This window comes from Lentzea albidocapillata subsp. violacea (genome assembly GCF_900100275.1).
Lineage (GTDB): Bacteria > Actinomycetota > Actinomycetes > Mycobacteriales > Pseudonocardiaceae > Lentzea > Lentzea violacea.
In genome coordinates, this window is record NZ_FNET01000026.1 from 69602 (window position 1) to 93172 (window position 23571).

The window sequence follows — 23571 nt, forward strand, 5'->3', positions numbered from 1 at the left end:
CCGCAAGTCCGAGGCGCAGGCGGTCGCCGACCGCACGTCCATGTAGCCGAGTTCGCGTCGGCCATACAGCCGGGTTCGCGTTGGCGAGGTGTTCGGCGAACTGGTGCGGCGCTTGCCCGACTCGTGGTTCGGGCGGCCGGGGGCGATGCCCGAGTGGGCACGGGGCGTGCTTGGAGCAGGCCCAAGCGCCACCCGTTCGAGTGAATTAGGCCTGGCGACCGGGCAGAGAGGGGGTTCGAAGCGGCTTTGTGAGGCTCGGGAAGCTTCCCGGTACGGGTGTTCGGCAGCCCGGCACTCGCCAGGCTGCTGAGTGATCGAGGTGCGGTCAGGCCTCGGACTGCTCGTTGAGCTTCGTGCGCAGGCGCAGGACTGCGCGGGTGTGCAGCTGGCAGACCCTGGACTCGGTCACGCCGAGCACCTTGCCGATCTCGGCGAGGGTCAGGTTCTCGAAGTAGTAGAGGGTCACGACCACGCGGTCGCGCTCTGCCAGCTGGGCAATCGCGTCGGCCAGCTGACGGCGGCTGTCCTGGTCGACGAGGCTCGCCACCGGGTCTTCGGCGGCGTCGTCGGGCAGCGACTCCGCCAGGGAGGAGCCGCCCTTGTTCGGGGCGATCAGCTCGTCGAGGGCGACGACGCTGGTGAGCTGCAGCTGGCCGTAGAGCTCGCGGAGTTCGGCCAGGCCGATCTTGAGCTCTGCGGCGAGCTCGCGGTCGGTGGGCGTGCGCTGCAGCTTCGCGCCGAGGCGTTCGAGGGCTCGTTCGACGTCGCGGGCCCGGCTGCGGACCGAGCGCGGCACCCAGTCCTGCGAGCGCAGGTCGTCGAGGATCGCACCGCGGATGCGCTGCATGGCGTAGGTCTCGAACTTGAGGCCACGTTCCGGCTCGAACTTCTCGATCGCGTCGACCAGGCCGAAGATGCCGGACTGGATCAGGTCGGCCACGTCCACGTGTGCGGGCAGGCCCGTGCCGACGCGGCCGGCGACGTACTTGACCAGCGGCGCGTAGTGCAGCACCAGGCGGTCGCGCTGGCTCTGGTCGCGGGACTCACCGTAGCTGCGCCACAGCGCGACGATGCCGGCCTCGACGTCGTCACCGGACCGCACGTCCGCGCGCGTCACCGCAGTCGGAACGGCCACGGGCGTGCCGTTGACATGCGTGTTGGCACCGGGCTCGGGGGTCGCCTCGGTGCGTGGCGCGCCGTTCTGACGGTGCCCGTTGCTCGCCTGCTTAGACACTGGTGCGGGCAGGACGGGTTCAGGGGGCACGGTCGCCGTACGCGATCCTCCCCCTGCGGCGTCAGGAACGGGGGTGGGTTCGGTCATGGATCGCCTTCAGCCGTTCGACAGTGACGTGTGTGTAAAGCTGAGTCGTTGCGAGCGTAGCGTGACCAAGCAGTTCTTGGACGGTGCGCAGGTCCGCTCCTCCTTCCAGCAAATGGGTCGCAGCGGAGTGGCGCAACCCGTGCGGCCCGATGTCCGGTGCGTCCGGTACCACGGCGACGACCTCGTGCACCAGGGTTCGGACAGCCCGCTGGTTCAGCCGGCCGCCGCGGGCGCCGAGGAACAACGCCGGTGGCGAATCCGGTGCTACCAGGGCGTTTCGGCCCTCGTCCACCCATCGTCGCACCGCGCGCTCGGCAGGCACACCGAACGGCACGCTGCGCTCGCGACCACCTTTGCCCAGAACCCGAATCACCCTTAGGGAGTAGTCCACGTCGTCGAGATCAAGACCACAGAGTTCGGCCACGCGGATACCTGTGGCGTACAGCAACTCCACCACGGCCTGATCACGCAGCGCAACCGGATCGCCTTGGGACGCGCCAGAGGATACGGCCCTCATCGCGTCCTTGGCCTGGTCTTCGCGCAACACCGACGGCAGCGTCCGATGCGGCCGCGGAGCAGCCAGCCGAGGCCCTGGATCCGAGGCCATATGCCCTGCTCTGTGCGCCCACGCGGTGAACGTGCGCGAAGCAGCGGCGCGCCGCGCAAGTGTCGTGCGGCTCGCACCTGCAGTGCGTTGCGCGGCAAGCCACGACCGCAGATTGGTCAGGTCGATGCTCCCGAGTTCAGCGTTTTCCGGGATGTTCCCGGCGACATGTCCAAGCAAAGCCACCGCGTCACCGACGTAAGCGCGCACCGTGTGCGGCGACAGGTCACGCTCCAACATCAGGTGCCGTTCGTACTGCCGCAACACGTCTTCCACGGTCGCCGGCAGTTTTTCGCGCAGGCGAACGAGGTCGACACGACGTGTCCGACCATGCGGCGGCGGGGACATAGGCCAAGACGCTGCGCCAGTCGGGGCGTTTGGTCAAGTATCGCCACACCCCCGCGCCATTTGGGAGCGCTCTCATGATCCGGATCACGATAACGTTTCAACTCCCTGTGACGAGCAGCGGTTCGGCGGCACTTGCAGATCACCTTTCGGAGTAGCGACGGCCGCCGGTGCCACCGCCCGAACAGCCCAGGAATCGCTCGCCGCGCGGCGCGCAAGATCGCGCCCGAGCAGCTGCCGCCGTTCAGCACCGGCGCCGTTCCGACCTCACAGAGGCCCCGAGCAGGCGAAATGCGGTCCGCGCCACCCTGACGACAACCCGCCGAGCCGTCGACACCTCCCTTCAACAGAGGCGAAGCCGCAGGTCAGCCGCGACTGACTATCCACAATGGACGAAAATCACCCCACCTCCAGCTTCTGCCAGCCCTGATCAACCTGCATTGCGAGCCCCGCGAGTTCCAGTTCGGGCAACAACGCCCGCACCCGGTCCAACGGAACTCCGGACTCGACCGACACGGCCTCGTCGCTGACGCCGCTGCGCTTCCCGAGGGCCTCGTACACCCTCATCGCCTCGCCCTGGGGTGCGCCGAGGTCGCTCTCCTTCTCATCGGGCCGGGTGGCGAGATCGTCACCGAACCGCCCCACCGACTCGACGATCTCGGCCACCGAACTCACCGACTCGGCCTGCCCGTCCCGCAACAACTCGTGACAGCCGACCGAGCTCACCGACGTCACAGGCCCCGGCACGACCATCAACGGCCGGCCCAGCGCAAGCGTGATCGCCGCCGTGTTCTTGGCTCCGCTACGCCGCCCGGCCTCCACGACCACGGTGCCGCCACCCAACGCGGCGATGAGCCGGTTGCGGGTGAGAAACCGATGCCGCGCAGGCGTCACGCCGGGTGGGTACTCGCTGACGATCAACCCTTCCCGCGCAACCCTGGCAAGCAGTCCCTGGTGCCCACCGGGATAGGCGATGTCCGCACCACACGCCAGCACCGCGATCGTCACCCCTCCAGCCCCCAGCGAGCCGCGATGAGCAGCACCGTCGATCCCGTAGGCGGCCCCGGAGACAACGGTCAGCCCCGCCAACGCCAATCCGTAGGCGAACTCGCCGGCAACGTGCTCGCCATATCCGCTGGCGGCCCGAGACCCGACCACGGCAACGGCCTTGTCCACCACGTCGGCCAGGAAGTGCGGTCCCCGCACCCAAAGCGCCAGCGGCTCGCCGCCACATCGCCGAGCAGCGACGTTCTCGAGCGCGAGCAACGGCCACCGCGGCCACTCCTCGTCCTCGGGAATGACCAGCCGCCCACCACGCCGGACGATGAGGTCGAGGTCAGCGTGGGCGTGCTCCTCGGCCCGCCGCGCCGAGGTCTGGTTGGCCACCGACGGCGAAACCTCGCCGGCCCTCACCCGGTCCGCGGCCTCGATCGGCCCGACTTCGGCGACCAGGGACGCAAGTGCCGCCGGATAGGGCTCCGCGACGCGCGACAGATAAGCCCTGGCCAGGCGAACGGCATCGGTGGCGGGTGCGGTCGGTGCTGTGGTCACCGGAACCACCACCAGGGCAACCAGCGCTGCCAGGCTTCGGGGCGCCACGGGTTCGGCGGGCTGACACCTGATGTGCGCCTCCGGACTGTGCATTGCAACTGCAGCAGTGCAGGCATCGCGGTGGTGATGGACGTCGTGGCGGGAATGAGGCGTCGGGCCATGGCGGGGCTCCTTGTTCGGAGGGATTCACGGGGTTCGAGCGGGATGGCAGAGGGACGAGTAGGTGAGCGGGTCGGCCGCTGGGGAAGGGCGGGCGACCCGCTCGCACCGGACACGAGCCGAGGCTCGGAGATCGTGTCCGGTGGGTTCGGGCGCCTGGGTTGGGACAGGCGCCCGAACGTTTCAGTGGGGCGGGTGCCGGGCGCGGAGCGGGAGTGGGGCTCCGCGCCCGGCGGCATGGGGGAGGCCGGTTCGGGGTGACGCACGCCGAGGCGGCCTGGGACGGCGGGAGCGGGAGTGCGGCGGGTCTGAGAGAGGGGATGGAGACGGCGGATGGAGACAGCGGCAGGGGTGAAGGCGCAGGTAGCGGAGATCGCGCTGCTGGGCGGAGACGCAGGTGGTGGTACTGGTGACGGTGCGGCGGGTCAGGCGAGCAGGCGAGCGGGCGGAGCAGGCGAGCGGGCGGTCAGGCGAGCGGGCGGTCAGGCGAGCGGGCGGTCAGGCGAGCGGGCGGAGCAGGCGAGCGGGCGCTCGCCGGGGACGAGCACCCGCTCGGCTGGGCCGGACGCGGAGTCGGGGCGTTGGAGCTCCGCGACCGGCGGCTTGGGGCGGGGCCTTAGAGCTCCGCATGTCGTAGTGGTGCGCTGGGGCGGGCTGTGGTGGCTGGAGCTGCCGAGGAAGGGCTGCGAGCTTGGGCGAGGCTGTGCCGTGCTGAGGGGTGTGGGTCGCTTGGAAGAGAACCGGCTTCGGTGGGGTGAGGGCGGGGTCAGGGGGCTCGGCGTTCTCGGAAGTGGAGGGCTGCGGCTACGTGGTCCTGGGTTGGGCGGTCGGCTTCTGCCAGGTCGGCGAGAGTCCAGGCGACGCGTAGGCAACGGTCGGCGCCTCTGCCCGTCAGGGCTCCTAGGGCTAAGGCTCGGTCCAGGAGGGCCGTTGTTGGCCTTGGGAGTGCGAACTCCCGGCGTAGGGCTGGGCCTGGCACGAGGGCGTTCGCCGGCCAGGTGTGGCCGTGGGCGGACCAGCGGGTGGCGGCTCTTGTCCTGGCCTTCAGGACTCTGGCTCTTACTACCGCTGTTGGTTCTGGTGGGGTGGCGTCTGCGTTCGCCATGGCCGTTGTCGCCCTCATCCGGACCCTCAGGTCCACGCGGTCGAGCAGCGGGCCGGAGAGGCGGGACTGGTAGCGGCGGCGGACTGTGGAGGTGCAGATGCAGTCCGTTTCCTTCGGTGGGGCGCAGGGGCACGGGTTTGTGGCGAGGATCAGCTGGAAGCGGGCCGGGTAGCGGGCTATGCCGTCTCGGCGCGGGATGCGGACCTCGCCCTCTTCCAGGGCTGTGCGGAGGGTGTCGATGGTCTTCTGGCCGAACTCGCAGGCCTCGTCCAGGAAGAGGACGCCCTTGTGGGCGCGGGAGGCGGCGCCTGGCTTCGCCATGCCGCTGCCGCCGCCGATCAAAGCCGCTATCGACGTCGTGTGGTGGACGTTGACGAACGGCGGGCTGGCTACGAGTGGGTAGTCGGAGGAGAGGACGCCCGCTACCGAGTGGACGGCTGTCACCGCCAGCGATTCTTGGCGCGTCAGCGGTGGGAGGAGGCCGGGGAGGCGTTCGGCCAGCATCGTTTTGCCCGTGCCCGGCGGGCCCGTCAGGAGGAGGTGGTGGGCGCCTGCCGCGGCCACCTCCAGTGCCCAGCGGGCCTCTGGCTGGCCCACGACGTCGGCCAGGTCCGGGACGGCCGGGAGCGGCGGGTCGGCCGGCTGCGGTGGCGGGCGCAGCGGCACGGGCTCGCCGCGGAGCCAGGCCAGGACTTCGGCAAGGGTCTGGGCGCCGTGAAGGTCGATGCCGTCGACCAGAGCCGCTTCCGGCAGGACGTCCACCGGGACGATCGCTGTCGTGAGGCCCGCGCGGCGGGCTGCGAGCAGGGCGGGCAACGCGCCGCGCACAGCGCGGACCCGGCCATCGAGGGCCAGTTCGCCCAGCAGGACGGTGGTGGCCAGGCGCTCGCACGGGACCGAGCCGCCGGCGGCGAGGGTGGCGCAGGCGATGGCGAGGTCGTAGCTGCTGCCGCCCTTGGGCAGGTTCGCCGGGGACAGGCCCAGGACGATGCGCTGCTTCGGCCACTCCTCCTCGCTGTTGCGGACCGCGGCCTTCACCCGCTCCTTCGACTCGTGCAAGGACGCGTCGGGCAGGCCCAGGAGGTGGGTGCGGGGCTGACCCACGCCCACGTCGGCCTCGATCTCGACCGCGATGCCGTCGACGCCGTAGAGGGCGACGGACCAGGCCTGCGCCAAGCCCATCTCAGGCTCCCCGCAGGTGCTGCAGGCGCGGCTCGCCGGAGGGAGGCCAGGTGACCGAGATCAGGTCGACGCGGACGTTGCACCAGCCGACGCCGTGCGACGCGAGCCAGCGCAACGCCGTGCGGCGCAGGCGTGAGAGCTTGCGTTCGTCGACGGCCTCGTCCGGGCGGCCCCAGGCCGGGCCGGATCTGGTCTTGACCTCGCAGACGACCAGGCGGTCGCCCTCCACGGCCACGACGTCGAGCTCACCGTCGCGGCACGTCCAGTTCCGCGACAGGACGACCAGGCCCTGCCCCTCCAGGTACCTGCACGCCAGATTCTCGCCCTGGCGCCCCATCTCCTGCTGCCTGGTCTCGACCAGTGCCTGTGCCACCACTGCCCTCGCCTCCCTGCGGGTCGTTGGACACGACCTTGCAGGGCGGGACGGGGTGGGCGACCGGGCCGCGGGGAATCTGTGGACAACTCGGCGGCTGTGGACAAGTCGGCCGTTGTAGATCTTGGAACGGCGGAATCGTCGGTGGGGTGTGCTAGGAGCGTGGCCCGAAACGCTGCCGGGAGAACTCGCGGCCGCACGGGCTCAACGCGGCACCGCGGACGGCACCGCCAACGTTTCGGGTCACTCCTGCCTCAGCTGGGGAAAGGGCCGCTCTCCGGCAGTCGGAGATCCGGCTTGTCCAGCTCTTCCACGTTCACGTCCTTGAACGTGATGACACGAACGTTCTTGACGAACCTCGCAGGGCGGTACATGTCCCACACCCACGCATCCGACATGCGCACCTCGAAGTACACCTCGCCGTCGGCGTTGCGCACCTGCACGTCCACCGAGTTGGCCAGGTAGAAACGCCGTTCGGTCTCCACGACGAACGAGAACTGGCTGACTATGTCGCGGTACTCCTTGTACAGCGACAGCTCCATCTCGGTCTCGTACTTCTCGAGATCCTCTGCACTCATTACGCCTCCGCGCGGGTCATCTGCTCCGCGCCCTCACTCGTCGCGAGCTCCCCGGCGTCAGCCGGGGTTGCATCATTCTGGACCACGGCCTGCGCGGTTGTGCCGCGCGCCACCCTGTGCGGCGCGGCGAGACCGTGCTTGGCAGCCGCCGCTGCCACATTTACATACGACCAGCGATGCTCCGCACACGGCCCGTGTTCCATCAACGCTGCCGTGTGGTCGGGCGTGCAGTATCCCTTGTGCACGTTGAACCCGTATTCGGGATGACGATCATGCAGATCCGCCATGATCCGGTCCCGCGTGACCTTGGCCAGCACCGATGCCGCCGCCACGCACGCCGCGGCCTGGTCGCCCTTGAGCACCGCCACGTTCGGCGCCGGCATCCCCGGCACCTTGAAACCGTCCGTCAGCACGTATCCGGGGTGCGTCTCCATCTGCGCCACCGCACGCCGCATGCCCTCGATGTTCATGACGTGGATGCCCAGCCAGTCGATGTCGGCGGGCGGAACGATCACCACCGAGTGATCCAGCGCACGCTTGAGCACCAGGTCGTACATCCGATCGCGGGCGGCCGCCGTCATCAGCTTCGAGTCGTTCAGCCCTTCGAACCGCGAAGCATCACCCGGTCGAAGGACACACGCGGCGATCACCAACGGACCGGCGCACGGCCCGCGGCCCGCCTCGTCCACGCCCGCGACGGGTCCGAGGCCCCGGCGCTCCAGTGTGCTCTGCAACGCCCAGTTTCCCGCCGAGCCCCGCACCACCGCGCGGGGCGGCATCAGCATGGTCATCGGCGGAATCGGTCTCGCACTCGACGCCCGAGCAGCAGAAGCGGCCACGCGCCGACGATACCGAGGCCCAGCGGGACGTTCTCCTGCCAGCCCGGCGCGCCCATCGAGACGACCTGCGGGTTGTGGTCGGACACCCCGCCCCACCTCGACGGAGGCAGCACGATCACGCGCGCCTTGCCGATCACGTCGTCCACCGGCACGAGCCCGTTGAGCCCGCCCTGGCCCTGGCAGCGCGAGTCGCACGAGTGGTTGCGGTTGTCGCCGAGCACGAACAGCATCCCGTCCGGGATCTTGATCTCCTCGAACGACTCCTGCTCGGCCGGCGTGCCCTCGTCGAAGTGTTTGTACGGCTCTTCGAGCGGCTTGCCGTCCACCGTCACGCGGTTCTGCTCGTCGCAGCACTTCACGGTCTGCCCGCCGACGGCGATGACGCGCTTGACGAAGTCCTCCTCGTTCGCCGACGGCAGCCCGACCAGCGAGCCGAGCCACGCCAGCCCCTGTGAGATCGGGTTGCCGGGCTCCGCGGAGACGAAGTCGTTCTGCCACGACGGCGGCCCGCGGAACACGATCACGTCGCCCGGCGCCGGATCGGTGAAGCGGAAGGTGACCTTGTCGACGAGCACCCGGTCGCCGTAGCAGTCGGTGCACCCGTGCAGCGTCGTCTCCATCGACTCGGACGGGATCATGTAGACGCGGCCGAGGAAGATCTGGATGCCGATCGCGAGGCCGAACGCGACCAGGATGAGGATAGGCAGTTCCTTCCAGAAGTTGCCCTTTTTCTTCTGCTTCGCGGGCTTGTCCGAAGCGTCCGAACTGGGCTCGTCACCGGGAGGGTTCTGCTCTGGAGCGTCGTCGACCACGAGATCAGCCTAGGGGCTGGGGGTTGTGATCCGACACAACACTCCACCGATCTTTCGGGAAAACGATGTACCGGGCCTTCCCGATGACGTTCTCGACCGGAACGGTGCCCGCCACGCCCCCGCCGCCCTGTTTGCGCGAGTCGGTGGAGTTCATCCGGTTGTCCCCCATCACGAACAACCGGCCGTCCGGTACGCGGATCGGCGCGAACGGCTCGTGGTCCGCGGGCGAAGTGCCGGCCTGCCAATGCACGTACGGCTCATCGAGCGGTTTGCCGTCCACGACGACACGGTGCTGCTCGTCGCAACACATCACCGTCTGGCCGGGCAACGCGATCACGCGCTTCACGAAGTCACGCTCGTTCGCCGGAGCGATGCCCAGCAGCGAACCGATGTTCTGCACGAAACCCGCGACGGGATTGGCCGACCGGGTGCTGCGGAAGTCGGTCGTCCATGCCTCAGGGCCGCGGAACACGACCACCTCGCCCGGCTCGACGTCGCTGAAGCCGTAGGTGAGCTTGTCGACCAGGACGCGGTCGTTCTCGCAGCCCGTGCAGCCGTGCAGCGTGTTCTCCATCGACGCCGAGGGGATCACGTAGACCCGCGCCACGAACGCCTGGATCAGCACCGTCAGCACGACGGCGGTCATGACGACGTAGAGAATTTCTCTCCAGACAGGAGTACGCCCCCGCTCCGGTTCATCCGGTGCGGAGGCGTCCTCGAAGTCTTCTGGGCTCGAAGCCACCGATCAGGAGACCGGACGGGCCTCGCGCTTCTCCTTGATCTTGGCGGCCTTGCCGCGCAGGTCGCGCAGGTAGTACAGCTTGGCGCGACGCACGTCACCACGGGTGACGACCTCGATCTCGGCGATGTTCGGCGAGTGCAGCGGGAAGGTGCGCTCGACACCGACGCCGAACGAGACCTTGCGGACCGTGAAGGTCTCGCGGATGCCGCCGTTCTGACGACGGATCACGACGCCCTGGAACACCTGGACGCGCTCGCGCGAGCCCTCGATGACGCGAACGTGAACCTTCAGCGTGTCACCGGCGCGGAACGCCGGGATGTCAGTGCGCAACGACTGGGCGTCAAGTGCGTCCAGGATGTTCATCGGTGGTTCCTCACGTGTCTTGAACTCCCCAGAGCATGCTCCATGGCTGTGCACGACATGATGGGGGTCGGCTTGTGTGCGCACGCCGGTATCACACCGGCTTCGGCAACTGTTCCAGTGTGCCAGACCAGGCACTCCGGAATGAAATCGGGCTACTCCCCGCCCTCGCGCAGGCGCGTGAGCAGGGCCCGGTCGTGCTTGTCGAACGCGTCCGCCGGCAACGATTCCAGCAGGTCAGGGCGCCTTTCGAAGGTGCGGGCGAGCGACTGGTCGCGGCGCCAGCGGTTGATCAGCCGGTGGTTGCCGGAACGCAGCACGTCCGGCACCGCCAGGTCGCGCCACACCTCGGGCCGCGTGTAGCTCGGCCCTTCGAGCAGCCCGTCCTGGAACGAGTCCTCGGCGTGCGACTTCGGGTTGCCGAGCACGCCGGGCAGCAACCGCGCGACCGCTTCCACGATCGCGAGCACCGCCACCTCGCCCCCGACCAGCACATAGTCACCGATGGACACCTCATCGACGCGTACGCGCCGTGCGGCGTCATCGACCACACGCTGGTCGATGCCCTCGTAGCGACCGCACGCGAACACGAGATGGGACTCGTTCGCGTACTCGTGCGCGATCGCCTGCGTGAAGGGACGTCCGGCCGGCGTCGGCACGATGAGACGCGTCTCGTCCGTGCACACGTCGTCCAGGGCGGGACCCCAGATGTCGGCCTTCATGACCATGCCGGGCCCACCGCCGTACGGGCTGTCGTCGACAGCCTTGTGCACGTCCTGGGTCCAGTCACGGAGGTCGTGCACGCCGACGCCGATCAGGCCCTTGTCGATCGCCTTCCCGAGCAACGCCGCGCGCAGTGGCGCGAGGTACTCGGGAAAGATCGTGACGACGTCAATCTGCATCGAGCAGGCCCTCTGGCGGGTCGATCACGACACGGCCGCCGCGCACGTCCACGGTGGGCACGATCTCGCGCACGAACGGGATGAGCGCCTCCCCCTGGTCACGGATGACCACGAGCAGTTCGCCACCGGGACCGTGCAGGATCTCCTTGACCGTGCCGATCTTCGTACCGTCGACGAGTTCGGCCGCGAGCCCTTCGAGCTCGTGGTCGTAGAACTCGTCCGGGTCGTCGATCGCCGGCAGGTCGTCGGTGCTGCCCAGCAGCAACGTGCCGCGCAACGACTCCGCGACGTCGCGCGTCAGGACTTCCTCGAAACGCACGAGCAGCCGCCCGGCATGAGGCCGGGCGGCTGACACGGTGAGGCTTCGGGACGTGCCGTCACGCAGCCTGGCCTGGAGCGTGGCTCCGAGCTTGAACCGCATTTCGGGTGAATCGGTGCGCACGTCAACGGATAGTTCACCGGTGATCCCGTGCGCCTTGGCCACACGGCCGACGACGACGTCCATTTGCCCTTTGCAGCTTCGTTCAGCGGTCGGTGTCGACGACGTCGACCCGCACACCACGACCGCCGATACCGGCCATCACGGTGCGCAGAGCCGTCGCGGTGCGACCGCCACGACCGATCACCTTGCCGAGGTCGTCCGGGTGGACGTGGACCTCGAGGGTGCGGCCGCGGCGGGTCGTGACGAGGTTCACCCGGACTTCGTCCGGGTGGTCGACGATGCCGCGAACGAGGTGTTCGAGGGCGTCAGCCAACAAACTCACGCCTCGTCCTTGGGCGCCTCGGCTGCCTCAGCCTTGGCCTCGGCCTTGGGGGCGTCGTCGGCCTTCTTGGCCTTCTTCGCCTTCGGCGTGGTGGCGTCGGTCATCGGCTCGGAGTTCGCGGCGGCGAGCGCGGCGGCGAAGAGCTCGGCCTTCGGGGTCTTCGGCTCCTTGACCTTCAGGGTGCCCTCGGCGCCCGGCAGGCCCTTGAACTTCTGCCAGTCACCGGTGATCTCGAGGATCCGCTGGACCGACTCGGTCGGCTGCGCGCCGACACCCAGCCAGTACTGCGCGCGCTCGGAGTCGACCGCGATGAACGACGGCTCGTCCTTCGGGTGGTACTTGCCGATCGTCTCGATGGCCTTGCCGTCGCGACGGGTGCGCGCGTCGGCGACCACGATGCGGTAGTACGGCTGGCGGATCTTGCCGAGACGCTGAAGCTTGATCTTGACGGCCATTGGCCTGGTACTCCTCGAACTCTGTGTTGGTGGTTCGCACAGTCGCGGCCCGGGCAGAGGGGCCGACCACGACGGACAGCGGGCAATTGTGCCAGATGGGACCGGCGGATCCGAATCGGGTCCTACGCGAACGGTGTCACGGTGCCGAGCGCTTCCCTCACAGCACGCGCGTGCGCGACCGCTCCCGGCGTGTCGCCGTGCACGCACAACGACTCCGCCTGCGTCTTGATGACGGTGCCGTCGACCGCGACGAGTTCACCCTGGAGCAGCCGGGTGGCCCGTTCGACGATCTGCGCGGTGTCGGTGAGCAGGGCGTCCGGCCGGCTGCGCGGGACCAGCGTGCCCTCCGGCGTGTAGCCACGGTCCGCGAACGCCTCCTGAACGGGCCGCAAGCCTGCTCGTGAGGCCTTCTCCAGCAACTGGGAGCCGGGCAGGCCGAGGATCGGCAGGTCCTTGAACGCCTTGGTGCCGTTCACGACCGCCTCGGCCTGCTTCTCGTGGTGCACCGTGGCGTTGTAAAGCGCGCCGTGCGGCTTCACGTACACGACCTCGGTGCCTGCTGCTCGTGCGCACGCATCGAGCGCACCGATCTGATAGAGCACCTCGTCCGCGAGTTCGACCGGGTCGGCGTCGATGAACCGCCGGCCGAACCCGGCCAGGTCGCGGTAGCTCACCTGGGCGCCGATCTTCACGCCGTTCTGCGCGGCTTCCTCGCAGACCTTGCGCATCGTGGACGGATCACCGGCGTGGAAGCCGCACGCGACGTTCGCGCTGGTGATGACGCCCAGCAGCGCGGTGTCGTCGCCGAGCTGCCAGATGCCGAAGCCCTCGCCGAGGTCACTGTTCAGGTCCATCAGATGACACCGGCCGACAGGAGCAGGAGGGACAGTCCCGGCAGGAAGTTGTTCAGCACGTGCGCCACCATGCTCGCCCCGAGGCTGCGGGTGATCAGGCGGGCGACGCCGATGGGGATGGCGATCACCAGGAGCAGCCACGTGCGCTGCGGTTCGAGGTGGCTGAGCGCGAAGATCACCGTGGTCAGCACGAACGCGGCCCACCTGCTCCAGCCCTGCCGCTCGACCGCGCCCCAGAGCAGCCCGCGGAAGATGATCTCCTCGCAGATCGGGCCGATGAAGCTCATGTAGAGGAACATCGTGATGGCGGCGGCCAGCGGCAGGTTCGCGTTGCTGAAGAGCTCACCGATGGCGCTCGTGGCGTTGTCCTGGCCGACGATCTTCGCCCACACGGTCGCGGCGACGTAGGTGAAGACCAGGCCGATGACGCCGATCTTGAGACCGAAGACGACGTCCGCCTTGGTCAGGCTCAGCCGCAGGTCGATGACGGGACCGTTGCCGCGCACGTACGTGATCACGACGGCGAGCGAGGCCGCGAGCATGATCGGCACCAGCGAGCCGATCAGCACGAGCGAGGTCGAGCTCTCGAGCGTCGCGCCGAAGCTCGCGCCCACGGCCGTGATGAACACGGCACTCAGGATGAAAACCGCTTCTACCAGCAGGAACGCGCCGAATCCCCAACGCTGGCCGACCCGCTCCGGCTCCGGGTTGCGGCTGATGTCCCGCACGCTCTCGAGGAAGCCTCGCTTCGGCTTCACGGATTCCGGCTCGCTCACGCCCTGCAATTTAGTCACACCGCGGCTACCAGCGGTGCAGCAGCAGGCAATGCCACCTTCATGATCAGCCCACCTCGCGATCGACGCCGCCGGCCCCGGAATCCGAGGCTACTGTGCGGCAACGGCGGAACCCGGTCGAGCATCTGGTCAAAAGATGGTCAGATCGGGTCCCCGCCGAGTGTCCTACTCCTGGTGTTGGATCGGCGTAGGAAGGCCGCGACTAAACCCCGCGGCCTGATCAACGGCGCAGGGTCGTCTCCTCGGTCATGTGCGAGAGCTTGGCCGGGTTGCGCACCGCGTACAGGCCGCTGATCAGCCCGTTCTCCATCCGCACCGCGACCACGGTGTCGAGTTCGCCGCCGAACCGCACGATCAACGCCGGGTGGCCGTTGACCTGGGCCGGCTCCATCGTCCAGCCGGTCACCTTCAGCAGGCCGCCGAGCAGCATCCGCGCGACCTTCGAGGAACCGACGACGGGACGCGGGACGGCCTGCTTCACACCGCCGCCGTCGCCGAGGAACACGACGTCCGGTGCGAGCAGGTCGAGCAGGGCCTGGAGGTCTCCCGTCTCGGTGGCGCGCTGGAACGCGGCCAGGGCCTTGCGGGACGCTGCCTGCGTCACGACCTCGCGCGGACGGCGGGCGGCGACGTGGGAACGGGCGCGGTGGGCGATCTGGCGGACCGCGGCCGGGTTCTTGTCGAGCGCTGCCGCGATCTCGTCGTAGTCGACGTCGAAGACCTCGCGCAGGACGAAGACCGCTCGTTCGGTCGGGGTGAGGGTTTCCAGGACCAGCATCATCGCCATCGAGACGCTGTCGGCGAGTTCGACGTCCTCTGCGACGTCCGGGGCGGTGAGCAACGGCTCCGGGAGCCAGGAGCCCACGTAGGACTCCTTGCGGCGGCCCAGGGTGCGCAGGCGGCCGAGGGCCTGGCGGGTGACGATGCGGACCAGGTAGGCGCGGTGGTTCTCGACGGTGCCGTGGTCGACGCCCGCCCAGCGCAGCCACGTCTCCTGCAGCACGTCCTCCGCGTCGGCGGCGGAGCCGAGCATCTCGTAGGCGATCGTGAAGAGGAGGTTGCGGTGGCTGACGAACGCGTCGGTGGCGGCATCCATGGTCACAAGACACCAGCCCGCCGGGCTTTGTGACAGTGGGCTGGATCACAGTCACACGGAACGGGTCGCCGGCATCTCGTGGTCGTCAAGCAAGTCCACGAGGGAGGAAAGATCATGGAACCGCGTTTCAACCTCTTCGGCACCGAGACCGGCAGCAAGATCGCGAAGCGGTTCGCGGGCCTCGGGCAGGCCGTGCACCAGACGTCGCTGCCCGCGACCACGGCGGAGCTGGTCAGCCTGCGGGCGAGCCAGCTGAACGGCTGCGGCTTCTGCCTCGACATGCACGTCAAGGAGGCCATCGCGGCCGGCGAGGACCCGCTGCGGCTGCACCTGGTGGCCGGCTGGCGCGAGACCACGGTGTTCACCGAGGCCGAGCAGGCCGCGCTGGCGTTCACCGAGGAGGGCACGGTGCTCACGCGGGAGGGCGTGAGTGACGAAACCTGGGACAACGTGCGGAAGCACTTCGACGACGAGCAGGTCGCGGCGCTGGTCTGCCTGCTCGGGCTGATCAACGCCGCCAACCGGATGGCCGTCATCACGCGGCAGAAGGGCGGCTCGTACCAGGTCGGTGCACTGGCCGAGCACGCCTAGTGGATGCGACCCCGGAGCATGACCATGCGCGGTGACCGGAGAATCTCCAGGTTCTCCCGCGGGTCCTCGTCGTAGACGACGATGTCCGCGGCCGCGCCCTCGGTCAGCGACGGGAAGCCGAGCCACTCGCGGGCACCCCACGACGCGGCGCCGATGGCGTCCACAGCGCTCATCCCCACGCCGTGCAGCGCGACGATCTCGTCGACGATGCGGCCGTGCCGGATGCCACCGCCCGCGTCGGTGCCCGCGTAGACGGGGATGCCCGCCTCGATCGCGGACGCCACCGTGGTGGAGACACGGGCATGCAGGTCACGCATGTGGTTCGCGTACTTCGGGTACTTGGCGGCCTTGTCCGCGATGCCGGGGAACGTCTCGATGTTGATCAGCGTGGGCACCAGCGCGGTACCGCGCGCGGCCATCAGCGAGATCGTGTCATCGGTCAGGCCGGTGCCGTGCTCGATGCAGTCGATGCCCGCGTTGATCAGGCCGGGCAGCGCGTCCTCGCCGAAGACGTGGGCCGTGACCTTCGCGCCGGCGTCGTGGGCGACCTTGATGGCCTGCGCCAGTTCGTCGTCCGTCCACAGTGGAGCCAGGTCGCCCTCGCCGCGGTCGATCCAGTCGCCGACGAGCTTGACCCAGCCGTCGCCGTACGCGGCCTGCTCGGCCACCGCCGACACGAGGTCGTTCTCTACCTCCACGCTGATGTACGGGATGTAGCGCTTCGGCCGGGAGATGTGCTTGCCCGCGCGGATGATCCGCGGCAGGTCCAGGCGCTCCTGCAACGGCGTCGTGTCGATCGGTGAGCCGCAGTCGCGGATCAGCAACGTGCCCGCGTCGCGGTCGGTGATCGCCTGCTCGACGGCCTCGGACAGCTCGACACCGCCCTGCGGGCCCAGGCCGACGTGACAGTGCGCGTCGACCAGGCCCGGCACGAGGAACCCGCCGTCGACGACGGTCTGCGCGCCCGGCACCGGCCGGGTGCGGACTCGGCCGTTGACGACCCACAGGTCTCGTGGCTCGCCGTCCGGCAGGACGACGCCGCGCAGGTGCATGGTCACTTCTTCTTGTCGTCCCCGTCGAACTTGAACTTCGTCGGGTCGAAGCCGGGCGGAAGCTCGTTCATGCCGCCGCCGAGGTTCGGCACGCCGCCGGGAGGCATGCCGGGGATCCCACCGGGAGGCATGCCGGGCATGCCGCCGGGGAACATCCCTGGCGGGAAGCCTCCCTTGACCTTGGGGGGCGTCGGGCCGCGGCCGCCCTTGCCCTTCTTCCCCTTCTTGCCCTTGCGGGTCTTGCTGCCGCCGCCACCGCCGCCGAAGCCCATCCGGCCGGCCATCGACGCCATCATCTTGCGGGCCTCGAAGAAGCGGTTGACCAGGTCGTTGACGTCGCTGACCTTGACGCCCGAGCCGTTCGCGATGCGCAGCCGGCGGGACCCGTTGATCATCTTGGGGTCGTCGCGCTCGGCCGGGGTCATGCCGCGGATGATCGCCTGGATGCGGTCGAGGTGCTTCTCGTCCAGCATCCCGAGCTGGTCCTTCATCTGCCCGGCGCCGGGCAGCATGCCGAGCAGGTTCGCGATCGGGCCCATCTTGCGGATCGCGAGCATCTGCTCCAGGAAGTCCTCGAGCGTCAACTGGCCGGAGTGCAGCTTCGCCGCGGCCTTCTCGGCCTGGTCCTGGTCGAAGTGCTGCTCGGCCTGCTCGATCAGGGTGAGGACGTCACCCATGCCGAGGATGCGCGACGCCATCCGGTCCGGGTGGAAGACGTCGAAGTCCTCGAGCTTCTCACCGTTGGACGCGAAGAGGATCGGCTGGCCGGTGACCTCGCGGACCGACAGCGCGGCACCACCGCGGGCGTCGCCGTCGAGCTTGGTGAGCACGACACCGGTGAAGCCAACGCCGTCGCGGAACGCCGTGGCGGTGTTGATCGCGTCCTGACCGACCATCGCGTCGACCACGAACAGGATCTCGTCCGGGTTGACCGCGGCCCGGATGTCGATGGCCTGCTGCATCATCTCCTCGTCGACGCCGAGCCGGCCGGCCGTGTCGACGAGGACGATGTCGTGCTGCCTGGCCTTGGCTTCCTCGATGCCGCGGCGCGAGACCTCGACGGGGTTGCCCACGCCGTTGCCGGGCTCGGGAGCGAAGACGGGCACGCCCGCGCGCTCACCGACGACCTGGAGCTGCGTGACGGCGTTCGGGCGCTGCAGGTCGGCGGCGACGAGCAGCGGCGTGTGGCCCTGGCCCTTGAGCCACTTGGCCAGCTTGCCCGCGAGCGTCGTCTTACCGGCACCCTGCAGACCCGCCAGCATGATCACCGAGGGCGGGTTCTTCGCCAGGTTCAGCCGCCGCGTCTCGCCGCCGAGGACGTTGACGAGCTCCTCGTTGACGATCTTCACGACCTGCTGCGCCGGGTTCAGCGCCTGGTGGACCTCGGCGCCCTTGGCGCGCTCCTTCACCTTCGCGATGAAGTTGCGCACAACGGGCAGCGCGACGTCGGCCTCGAGCAGGGCGACCCTGATCTCGCGGGCGGTCGCGTCGATGTCGGCGTCGCTGAGCCGGCCCTTGCCGCGAAGGCCCTGGAGAACCGTGGTCAGCCGGTCGGAAAGCGTGGAGAACACGTCGTCCAGACTAGCTAACCGAACGTTCACCCGATCCCGTGGCTCGCCAGGGCCCGCAGGAGCACCGGTTCGCGACGTCCGACGGGAGCGGTGGAGATCTGTGCGAACCGCAGTCCCGCCTTCACCGCCGCCCCGTCCGCCACCGGGTCGTCGCCGACGAACAAACACTCGGACGGGTCGACGTCCAGCCGGACGCAGGCGGCGTCGAAAGCCCGCGCGGAGGGCTTGGAGAACCCGATCTCGTAGGACAACGCGAAGGCGTCCACGGACAGCGACTCGCGCGCGAACACCCGGCGGATGTCCCACGAGATGTTGCTCAGCACCCCCACCTTCAGCGGCTTCACCGCCGCCAAAGCCTCGGCCGTGTCGGCGTAGGGCAGCCAGAACGCCGGGTTGTGCAGGCGCTGGAACAGGTCCTCGGTCATCGTGAGCCCTGCCAGCCGGAACAGGGTCACGTGGGCCGAGCGGCTCGCCAGCGCGGTCAGGTCGCGGGCGTTCCACACGGCGCGCTCGGCGGCGTTCATCCGCGCCACGAACGGTCCCGGCGCCCGCAGCACCGAGAGGTGCCGCGGCGGGAGCCATTGGTAGGTCGGGCGCCCGAAGAGGGTGCCCGCGAAGTCGAAGAGAACAGCCTTGATCACGACACCATGATGCGCAGACCACCCGAGGTCTTCGCACGGGTGAGGAGTGTCACGCTGCGGAAACCGAACGGCACCCAGCCCGCCTCGAACTGCGAGCGCATCGACGAGCCGCGGCGGACGTGGCGTTCGAACGCGTGGGTGCGGACGAGGCGCTTGCGGGCGATCTGGCCGTCGAGGGCCTGGGCGGCTGAGGCGTCCAGCCAGAGGAAGTGACGGGACCGCCCCGACAGCAGGCCGGCGAGCACCAGCATGAACCGCGTGCCGGGCCTGGTGGACGGCTCGTGCACCACCAGCAGGCCCGCGCAGAACAGTGCCGCCCCGAAGACGCGCATCCGGTGTGTGAGGTGCACGAACACGCGCCAGTACTTGTAGGGCAGCGGTACGCGCGGCTCCAGCCACGAGCGCACCTGGTCGGAGTCGAGCACGGTGACCGGCTCGTCCGCGTCGAGGCGGGTGAGCAGGGTCGTCTTGCCCGCGCCGGGGATTCCGGCGAGGACTACGAGCGAGCGCGGCTGCACTCGGACGACTGCGGTCTGCGTGTTCAACACGGCGGTCATGTCCTAGAAGACGTTCCGGCCAACCTTCTCGTTCAGTCTGGTCCGATTTCCGCCCGAATGCACGGGAATCGGCGGTGGTGCGAGTGCCCGGTACCTCCCCCGGCGCCGTCACCGCGCACCACCGCCTCTGCCTGTCCGGGAAGCGGTCCACCCCTCGAGGATGCTTTCCGGACACCGCGAAGACTGCCGTGTTTCGGAACCGCGCAGGAGCGTGAGCACCCGGAGAGGTTGTGCGTAGAGCTACTCAACCGCTACCTGGCCGCGTCGAGCACCGCCCGTTCGATCCGGCGCCGGTCGAGGTCCGCGCCCGCGATGCTGAACGAGTCGACGACCGTCGCTCCCAGCGTGGACACGCGTGCCCACTGCACGTCCACGCCGCACTGCTCCAGCGCGCCCGCCACGCGGTGCAGCAATCCGATCCGGTCGGCGGCGCGCAGTTCCAGCACCACCGCGCCGGTCGCCTCGTCGTCGAACCACAGCACCTTCGCGGGCGGCGGGTCGAGCGGCGGGCCGCCGTAGTCGCGTTCCTTCGCGGTGAGCTTGTCGGCCAGCGGCAACGAACCCTCGATCGCCCGGGCGAGCTGTTCGCGCAGCAGGGTGGCGTCAGGCAGCGAGCCGAACCGCGGCGACACCGTGAACGCGTCCACCGTCGCACCGCCGTGCGCGCGCAACGTCGCCGCGTGGACCTCCAGCGAGTTCAACGCGAGCACGCCGGCGGCCTTGGACAGCAGGCCTGGGCGGTCCGGCGCGATCACCGTCACGACCGCCGCGTGGTCCTGCTTCTCCAGCAGCACGTCCGGTTTCCCCGACGCCGCAACGCGTTCCGCCATCGCCACGTGCACGGGGTCGAGCGGTTCCGGCTTGGGCAGCGCCTCCCCGGCCATCGCCTTGCGGCAGCGGGAGACCAGGTCGGCCATCAGCGCGGCCTTCCAGTCCGTCCACACGCCCGGCCCGGTCGCGATGGAGTCCGACTCCGCCAGCGCGTGCAGCAGTTCCAGCAGGATCGCGTCGCCACCGAGCGTCTCCACCACCCGGTGCACGGTCGCCTCGTCCTCGACGTCACGCCGGGTCGCGGTGTGCGGCAGCAACAGGTGGTGCCGGACCATCGCGGACAACGTCTCGACGTCCTGCGGCCACAGCCCGATGCGCTCCCCGATCTGGGTCGCCAGCGCGGCGCCGACCTCGGAGTGGTCCTGCTGCCGGCCCTTGCCGATGTCGTGGATCAACGCGCCGAGCAGCAGCAGGTCGGGCCGCGCCACCGTGGTCGCCAGCCGGGCCGCGTGCGCGACGGTCTGCACGAGATGCCGGTCGACCGTCCACATGTGCGCGGCGTCGCGCGGCGGCAGGTCCCGCACCGCACCCCACTCGGGGAACAGCCGGCCCCACAGATCTGTGCGGTCCAACGCTTCCACGACGTCCACGAGTCCGCTTCCGCTGCCCAGCAACGCCAGCAGCTCCTCGCGGGCCTCGCGTGGCCACGGCTGGCGCAACTCCGGCGCCGAGTCCGCGAGCCGGGACAACGTGCCTGTCGCGATCGGGTGCTTGCTGCGAGCCGCCGCCGTCGCGACACGCAACAACAACGCCGGATCACGGCTGGGAATGGCATCACGGGCGAGCGAGACCTCAGAACCGTGCAGCACAACGCCTTCGTCCAACGGCCTGCGCGGCGGTTGCCCGCGGAGGAACGCCCCGAGCCCGCGTTTCGGCGCGGCGGCACGGGCGGCCCGCATGGCCACGTCGAACGCGTAGACGACCGTGCGTGCGGCGGAAGAAAGGGAACGGGCCAAAGCGAACCGGTCCGCCAGCCCCAGGGCCGACGCCACCTCGTCGCCGTCCTGCGCCCGCAGCACGTCACGAGGTTTCCGCGCCACGCGGCGAAGTTCGGTGCGCACGTCCAGCAGCAGCCGGCGTGCCTCGTCGACTTCGGCGGACGGCCGGTCGACCAGCTGCGCGAGCGACAGCGCGTCCAGGAGCGTGAGGTCCCGCAGTCCCCCGCGGCCGTGCTTCAGGTCGGGTTCGACGCGGTGCGCGATCTCGCCGCCGCGCGCCCAGCGCTTCTGCGACGACTCGGCCATCTCGTCCAGCCGGTTGCGGACGTTGCCGCGCCACGCCTGCTTCGCGCCTTCGGCGAGCTTCTGGGTGACCTCGGGATCACCCGCGATGTGCCGGATGTCCAGCAGCCCCAACGCCGTGCGCAGGTCACCGGCGGCGACCCTCAGTGCTTCCCCCACGGTGCGCACCGAGTGGTCGAGCCCGATGCCGGAGTTCCACAGTGGATACCAGAGCTTCTCGGCGATCTCGTCGACGTTCTTGACGCCGTTGTGCACCAGGACCAGATCCAGGTCGGAGTAGGGCACGAGCTCACGCCGCCCCAGCCCGCCGACCGCCACGAGCGCGATACCCGGTCCGGATACCCCCGCTCCCCCCGCATGTTTGGTCAGCCAGAACTCGTGCAGGTCCACGAGCGCCTCGCGCAGCGGTTCGGCGGCCAAGCGACGACGACCTGGCACGAGCAGCCTTTCGCGTGCTCGCACCAGGTCGTCAGCCGTGACGACGGCCGTTTCGTTGTTCTCCACGGGCCGTCTCCCCAAAACTAGTTAAAGCGCATCCGATCCACGTTCGCCCGTGCGCACACGAACGACGGTTTCGACCGGAGTCACCCACACCTTGCCGTCGCCGATCTTGCCGGTGCGGGCGGCCTCGACCACCGCTTCCAGCACCTTCTCGACGGCCGTGTCGTCGATGACGACCTCAATCTTGATCTTGGGCACGAAGTCCACCGAGTACTCCGCACCGCGGTAAACCTCGGTGTGGCCCTTCTGACGCCCGTAGCCCTGCACTTCACTGACCGTCATGCCCAGCACCCCGAGCTGTTCCAGGGCGCCCTTCACGTCGTCCAGCGTGAACGGCTTGATGATCGCGGTGACCAGCTTCATTTCTTGTTGCTCCCCTCGAGGACCGCGGTCGCGCCCGCGGCCACGCTCGGCTTGCCGGTACCACGCGCACTGGTGAGGCTGCCGTACTCGTAGGCGCGCTCAGCGTGCTCAGCCTCGTCGATGCTGGCGACCTCGGCCTCCTCCGGCGCGCGGAACCCGACGGTGAACTTCACCAGGTAGCCGAGCGCGAGGCTCAGCACGAACGAGTAGCCGAGCACCGCGAACGCGCCGGCGGCCTGACGCCAGAGCTGGTCGACGCCGCCGCCGTAGAACAGACCGTTGATCTTGGCCGGGGCCGCCTCGCTGGCGAACAGGCCGATCAGGATCGTGCCGGACAGGCCACCGACGAGGTGCACGCCGACGACGTCGAGCGAGTCGTCGAAGCCGAAGCGGTACTTCAGCGACACGGCCAGGGCGCAGAGGACACCGGTGATCGCGCCGATCGCGATGGCGCCGACCGGGGTGACCGCGGAACAGGCCGGCGTGATGGCGACCAGACCGGCGATGACACCCGACGCGGCACCGAGCGTGGTGGCCTTGCCGTCACGGATGCGCTCGGTCAGCAGCCAGCCGAGCATCGCGGCACAGGTGGCGACGAGGGTGTTGATGAAGGTGACACCGGCGGTGCCGTTCGCGCCCAGGGCCGAACCGGCGTTGAACCCGAACCAGCCGAACCACAGCAGACCGGCGCCGAGCACGACCAGCGGCAGGCTGTGCGGCTTCATCGGCTCCTTGGGCCAGCCGATGCGCTTGCCGAGCACGATCGCGAGCGCGAGACCCGCCGCACCGGCGTTGATGTGCACCGCCGTACCACCGGCGAAGTCGATCGCGAGGAGCTTGTTGGCGATCCAGCCACCGGGGTCGATGACGTTGCCGGCCTCGTCCTTGCCGTCGAAGTCGAACACCCAGTGCGCGACCGGGAAGTAGACGATCGTCGCCCACAGGCCGGCGAACAGCAGCCACGGGCCGAAGCGGGCGCGGTCGGCGATCGCACCGGAGATCAGCGCGACCGTGATGATCGCGAACATCGCCTGGAACGCGACGAACACGGTGCTCGGGATCTTGCCGAACAGCGAGTCGGCGGCCAGCAGCCCGTCGAGGCCGAAGAACTCGAACGGCTTGCCCAGCAGGCCTCCGCCGACGTCCGCGCCGAATGCCATCGAGTACCCGAACAGCACCCACAGGACACCGACCACGGCCATGGCGCCCAGGCTCATCATCATCATGTTGAGCACGCTCTTCGAACGGACCATGCCTCCGTAGAAGAAGGCAAGGCCCGGCGTCATCAGCAGCACCAATGCGGCGCTGGTGAGCACCCAGGCGGTGTCCCCTGTATCCACTTCGACCTCCACTGCACGTCGGTTGCAGGGAGCATCGAGATGTCCTG

The 23571-nt window shown here is 69.3% G+C and carries 24 protein-coding genes and 1 pseudogene; 1 reads left to right on the plus strand and 24 read right to left on the minus strand.

The window, feature by feature from the left end:
* Window positions 1-325 precede the first annotated feature (325 nt).
* From BLR21_RS36325 to BLR21_RS36405, 17 genes and pseudogenes are all read right to left on the minus strand, one after another.
* A complete protein-coding gene (locus BLR21_RS36325; protein ID WP_420843931.1) occupies window positions 326-1135 on the minus strand; it encodes a FliA/WhiG family RNA polymerase sigma factor in 810 nt (269 codons plus the stop codon).
* 160 nt (window positions 1136-1295) lie between these two features.
* Window positions 1296-2273: a tyrosine recombinase XerC gene (locus BLR21_RS36330; RefSeq protein ID WP_090013760.1), complete on the minus strand. Its 978-nt coding sequence runs from the start codon at window positions 2271-2273 to the stop codon at window positions 1296-1298.
* A 396-nt stretch (window positions 2274-2669) separates the two neighbouring features.
* On the minus strand, window positions 2670-3821 hold the full coding sequence (dprA, locus tag BLR21_RS36335; RefSeq protein WP_256335166.1) for a DNA-processing protein DprA: 1152 nt from the start codon (window positions 3819-3821) through the stop codon (window positions 2670-2672).
* Window positions 3822-4746: 925 nt separating this feature from the next.
* Window positions 4747-6267, minus strand: a complete 1521-nt coding sequence (locus BLR21_RS36340) for a YifB family Mg chelatase-like AAA ATPase (RefSeq protein WP_090013765.1) — start codon at window positions 6265-6267, stop codon at window positions 4747-4749.
* A gap of 1 nt (window position 6268) precedes the next feature.
* Complete coding sequence (locus BLR21_RS36345) at window positions 6269-6640, minus strand: YraN family protein (protein WP_256335167.1); 372 nt, start codon at window positions 6638-6640, stop codon at window positions 6269-6271.
* A 254-nt stretch (window positions 6641-6894) separates the two neighbouring features.
* Window positions 6895-7218: a DUF2469 domain-containing protein gene (locus BLR21_RS36350; RefSeq protein WP_030479657.1), complete on the minus strand. Its 324-nt coding sequence runs from the start codon at window positions 7216-7218 to the stop codon at window positions 6895-6897.
* Window positions 7218-8009 carry a ribonuclease HII gene (locus BLR21_RS36355; protein ID WP_090013768.1) on the minus strand — a complete coding sequence of 264 codons (792 nt, stop codon included), beginning with the start codon at window positions 8007-8009 and terminating at the stop codon, window positions 7218-7220. The genes BLR21_RS36350 and BLR21_RS36355 overlap by 1 nt, the downstream gene beginning before the upstream one ends.
* Window positions 8006-8869: a signal peptidase I gene (lepB, locus tag BLR21_RS36360; protein WP_090013771.1), complete on the minus strand. Its 864-nt coding sequence runs from the start codon at window positions 8867-8869 to the stop codon at window positions 8006-8008. The genes BLR21_RS36355 and lepB (BLR21_RS36360) overlap by 4 nt, the downstream gene beginning before the upstream one ends.
* 16 nt (window positions 8870-8885) lie before the next feature.
* A pseudogene (gene lepB / locus BLR21_RS36365) lies at window positions 8886-9611 on the minus strand (signal peptidase I); the annotation flags it as partial.
* A gap of 3 nt (window positions 9612-9614) precedes the next feature.
* On the minus strand, window positions 9615-9974 hold the full coding sequence (rplS, locus tag BLR21_RS36370) for a 50S ribosomal protein L19 (protein ID WP_090013775.1): 360 nt from the start codon (window positions 9972-9974) through the stop codon (window positions 9615-9617).
* 152 nt (window positions 9975-10126) lie between these two features.
* Complete coding sequence (gene trmD, locus BLR21_RS36375; RefSeq protein WP_090013778.1) at window positions 10127-10873, minus strand: tRNA (guanosine(37)-N1)-methyltransferase TrmD; 747 nt, start codon at window positions 10871-10873, stop codon at window positions 10127-10129.
* The gene (gene rimM, locus BLR21_RS36380) at window positions 10863-11378 is read right to left on the minus strand and encodes a ribosome maturation factor RimM (RefSeq protein WP_090013780.1); all 516 of its coding nucleotides are present in this window, start codon (window positions 11376-11378) and stop codon (window positions 10863-10865) included. The genes trmD and rimM overlap by 11 nt, the downstream gene beginning before the upstream one ends.
* A 19-nt stretch (window positions 11379-11397) precedes the next feature.
* Entirely contained in the window at window positions 11398-11637 is a 240-nt protein-coding gene (locus tag BLR21_RS36385; protein WP_030479664.1) for an RNA-binding protein, read from the minus strand.
* On the minus strand, window positions 11634-12092 hold the full coding sequence (gene rpsP, locus BLR21_RS36390) for a 30S ribosomal protein S16 (protein WP_090013783.1): 459 nt from the start codon (window positions 12090-12092) through the stop codon (window positions 11634-11636). The genes BLR21_RS36385 and rpsP overlap by 4 nt, the downstream gene beginning before the upstream one ends.
* 122 nt (window positions 12093-12214) lie before the next feature.
* A complete protein-coding gene (locus BLR21_RS36395) occupies window positions 12215-12946 on the minus strand; it encodes a LamB/YcsF family protein (protein WP_090013786.1) in 732 nt (243 codons plus the stop codon).
* Window positions 12946-13722 carry a type II CAAX endopeptidase family protein gene (locus BLR21_RS36400; protein WP_090013789.1) on the minus strand — a complete coding sequence of 259 codons (777 nt, stop codon included), beginning with the start codon at window positions 13720-13722 and terminating at the stop codon, window positions 12946-12948. The genes BLR21_RS36395 and BLR21_RS36400 overlap by 1 nt, the downstream gene beginning before the upstream one ends.
* A gap of 238 nt (window positions 13723-13960) precedes the next feature.
* Complete coding sequence (locus BLR21_RS36405; RefSeq protein WP_090013791.1) at window positions 13961-14836, minus strand: RNA polymerase sigma-70 factor; 876 nt, start codon at window positions 14834-14836, stop codon at window positions 13961-13963.
* Window positions 14837-14950: 114 nt separating this feature from the next.
* Between BLR21_RS36405 and BLR21_RS36410 the strand changes: the two genes are divergently transcribed.
* Window positions 14951-15427 (plus strand): carboxymuconolactone decarboxylase family protein, encoded by a 477-nt coding sequence (locus BLR21_RS36410; protein WP_030479669.1) that lies wholly within the window; start codon window positions 14951-14953, stop codon window positions 15425-15427.
* Here the strand turns inward: BLR21_RS36410 and BLR21_RS36415 are convergent.
* From BLR21_RS36415 to BLR21_RS36445, 7 genes are all read right to left on the minus strand, one after another.
* Window positions 15424-16479, minus strand: a complete 1056-nt coding sequence (locus BLR21_RS36415) for an amidohydrolase family protein (protein WP_090013794.1) — start codon at window positions 16477-16479, stop codon at window positions 15424-15426. The two genes, BLR21_RS36410 and BLR21_RS36415, sit on opposite strands and share 4 nt — an antisense overlap.
* A gap of 2 nt (window positions 16480-16481) precedes the next feature.
* Complete coding sequence (gene ffh / locus BLR21_RS36420) at window positions 16482-18050, minus strand: signal recognition particle protein (RefSeq protein ID WP_090013797.1); 1569 nt, start codon at window positions 18048-18050, stop codon at window positions 16482-16484.
* 26 nt (window positions 18051-18076) lie between these two features.
* On the minus strand, window positions 18077-18691 hold the full coding sequence (locus BLR21_RS36425) for an HAD family hydrolase (RefSeq protein WP_090013799.1): 615 nt from the start codon (window positions 18689-18691) through the stop codon (window positions 18077-18079).
* Window positions 18688-19248, minus strand: coding sequence for an AAA family ATPase (locus BLR21_RS36430; protein WP_090013802.1), 561 nt, complete (start codon window positions 19246-19248; stop codon window positions 18688-18690). The genes BLR21_RS36425 and BLR21_RS36430 overlap by 4 nt, the downstream gene beginning before the upstream one ends.
* A 251-nt stretch (window positions 19249-19499) precedes the next feature.
* The gene (locus BLR21_RS36435; RefSeq protein WP_090013805.1) at window positions 19500-21824 is read right to left on the minus strand and encodes a [protein-PII] uridylyltransferase; all 2325 of its coding nucleotides are present in this window, start codon (window positions 21822-21824) and stop codon (window positions 19500-19502) included.
* A 21-nt stretch (window positions 21825-21845) separates the two neighbouring features.
* Window positions 21846-22184, minus strand: coding sequence for a P-II family nitrogen regulator (locus tag BLR21_RS36440; protein ID WP_030479675.1), 339 nt, complete (start codon window positions 22182-22184; stop codon window positions 21846-21848).
* Window positions 22181-23524 carry an ammonium transporter gene (locus tag BLR21_RS36445; RefSeq protein WP_090013864.1) on the minus strand — a complete coding sequence of 448 codons (1344 nt, stop codon included), beginning with the start codon at window positions 23522-23524 and terminating at the stop codon, window positions 22181-22183. Before BLR21_RS36445 ends, BLR21_RS36440 begins: the two co-directional genes overlap by 4 nt.
* Window positions 23525-23571 lie beyond the last annotated feature (47 nt).

Bases quoted from the DNA above. Each gene is read 5' to 3' on its own strand.
- BLR21_RS36330 (WP_090013760.1), bottom strand. From the start codon at position 2,273: ATGTCCCCGCCGCCGCATGGTCGGACACGTCGTGTCGACCTCGTTCGC.
- BLR21_RS36340 (WP_090013765.1), bottom strand. From the start codon at position 6,267: ATGGGCTTGGCGCAGGCCTGGTCCGTCGCCCTCTACGGCGTCGACGGC.
- BLR21_RS36350 (WP_030479657.1), bottom strand. From the start codon at position 7,218: ATGAGTGCAGAGGATCTCGAGAAGTACGAGACCGAGATGGAGCTGTCG.
- BLR21_RS36355 (WP_090013768.1), bottom strand. From the start codon at position 8,009: ATGACCATGCTGATGCCGCCCCGCGCGGTGGTGCGGGGCTCGGCGGGA.
- rplS (WP_090013775.1), bottom strand. From the start codon at position 9,974: ATGAACATCCTGGACGCACTTGACGCCCAGTCGTTGCGCACTGACATC.
- trmD (WP_090013778.1), bottom strand. From the start codon at position 10,873: ATGCAGATTGACGTCGTCACGATCTTTCCCGAGTACCTCGCGCCACTG.
- rimM (WP_090013780.1), bottom strand. From the start codon at position 11,378: ATGGACGTCGTCGTCGGCCGTGTGGCCAAGGCGCACGGGATCACCGGT.
- rpsP (WP_090013783.1), bottom strand. From the start codon at position 12,092: ATGGCCGTCAAGATCAAGCTTCAGCGTCTCGGCAAGATCCGCCAGCCG.
- BLR21_RS36395 (WP_090013786.1), bottom strand. From the start codon at position 12,946: ATGGACCTGAACAGTGACCTCGGCGAGGGCTTCGGCATCTGGCAGCTC.
- BLR21_RS36405 (WP_090013791.1), bottom strand. From the start codon at position 14,836: ATGGATGCCGCCACCGACGCGTTCGTCAGCCACCGCAACCTCCTCTTC.
- BLR21_RS36410 (WP_030479669.1), top strand. From the start codon at position 14,951: ATGGAACCGCGTTTCAACCTCTTCGGCACCGAGACCGGCAGCAAGATC.
- BLR21_RS36415 (WP_090013794.1), bottom strand. From the start codon at position 16,479: ATGCACCTGCGCGGCGTCGTCCTGCCGGACGGCGAGCCACGAGACCTG.
- BLR21_RS36430 (WP_090013802.1), bottom strand. From the start codon at position 19,248: ATGACCGCCGTGTTGAACACGCAGACCGCAGTCGTCCGAGTGCAGCCG.
- BLR21_RS36440 (WP_030479675.1), bottom strand. From the start codon at position 22,184: ATGAAGCTGGTCACCGCGATCATCAAGCCGTTCACGCTGGACGACGTG.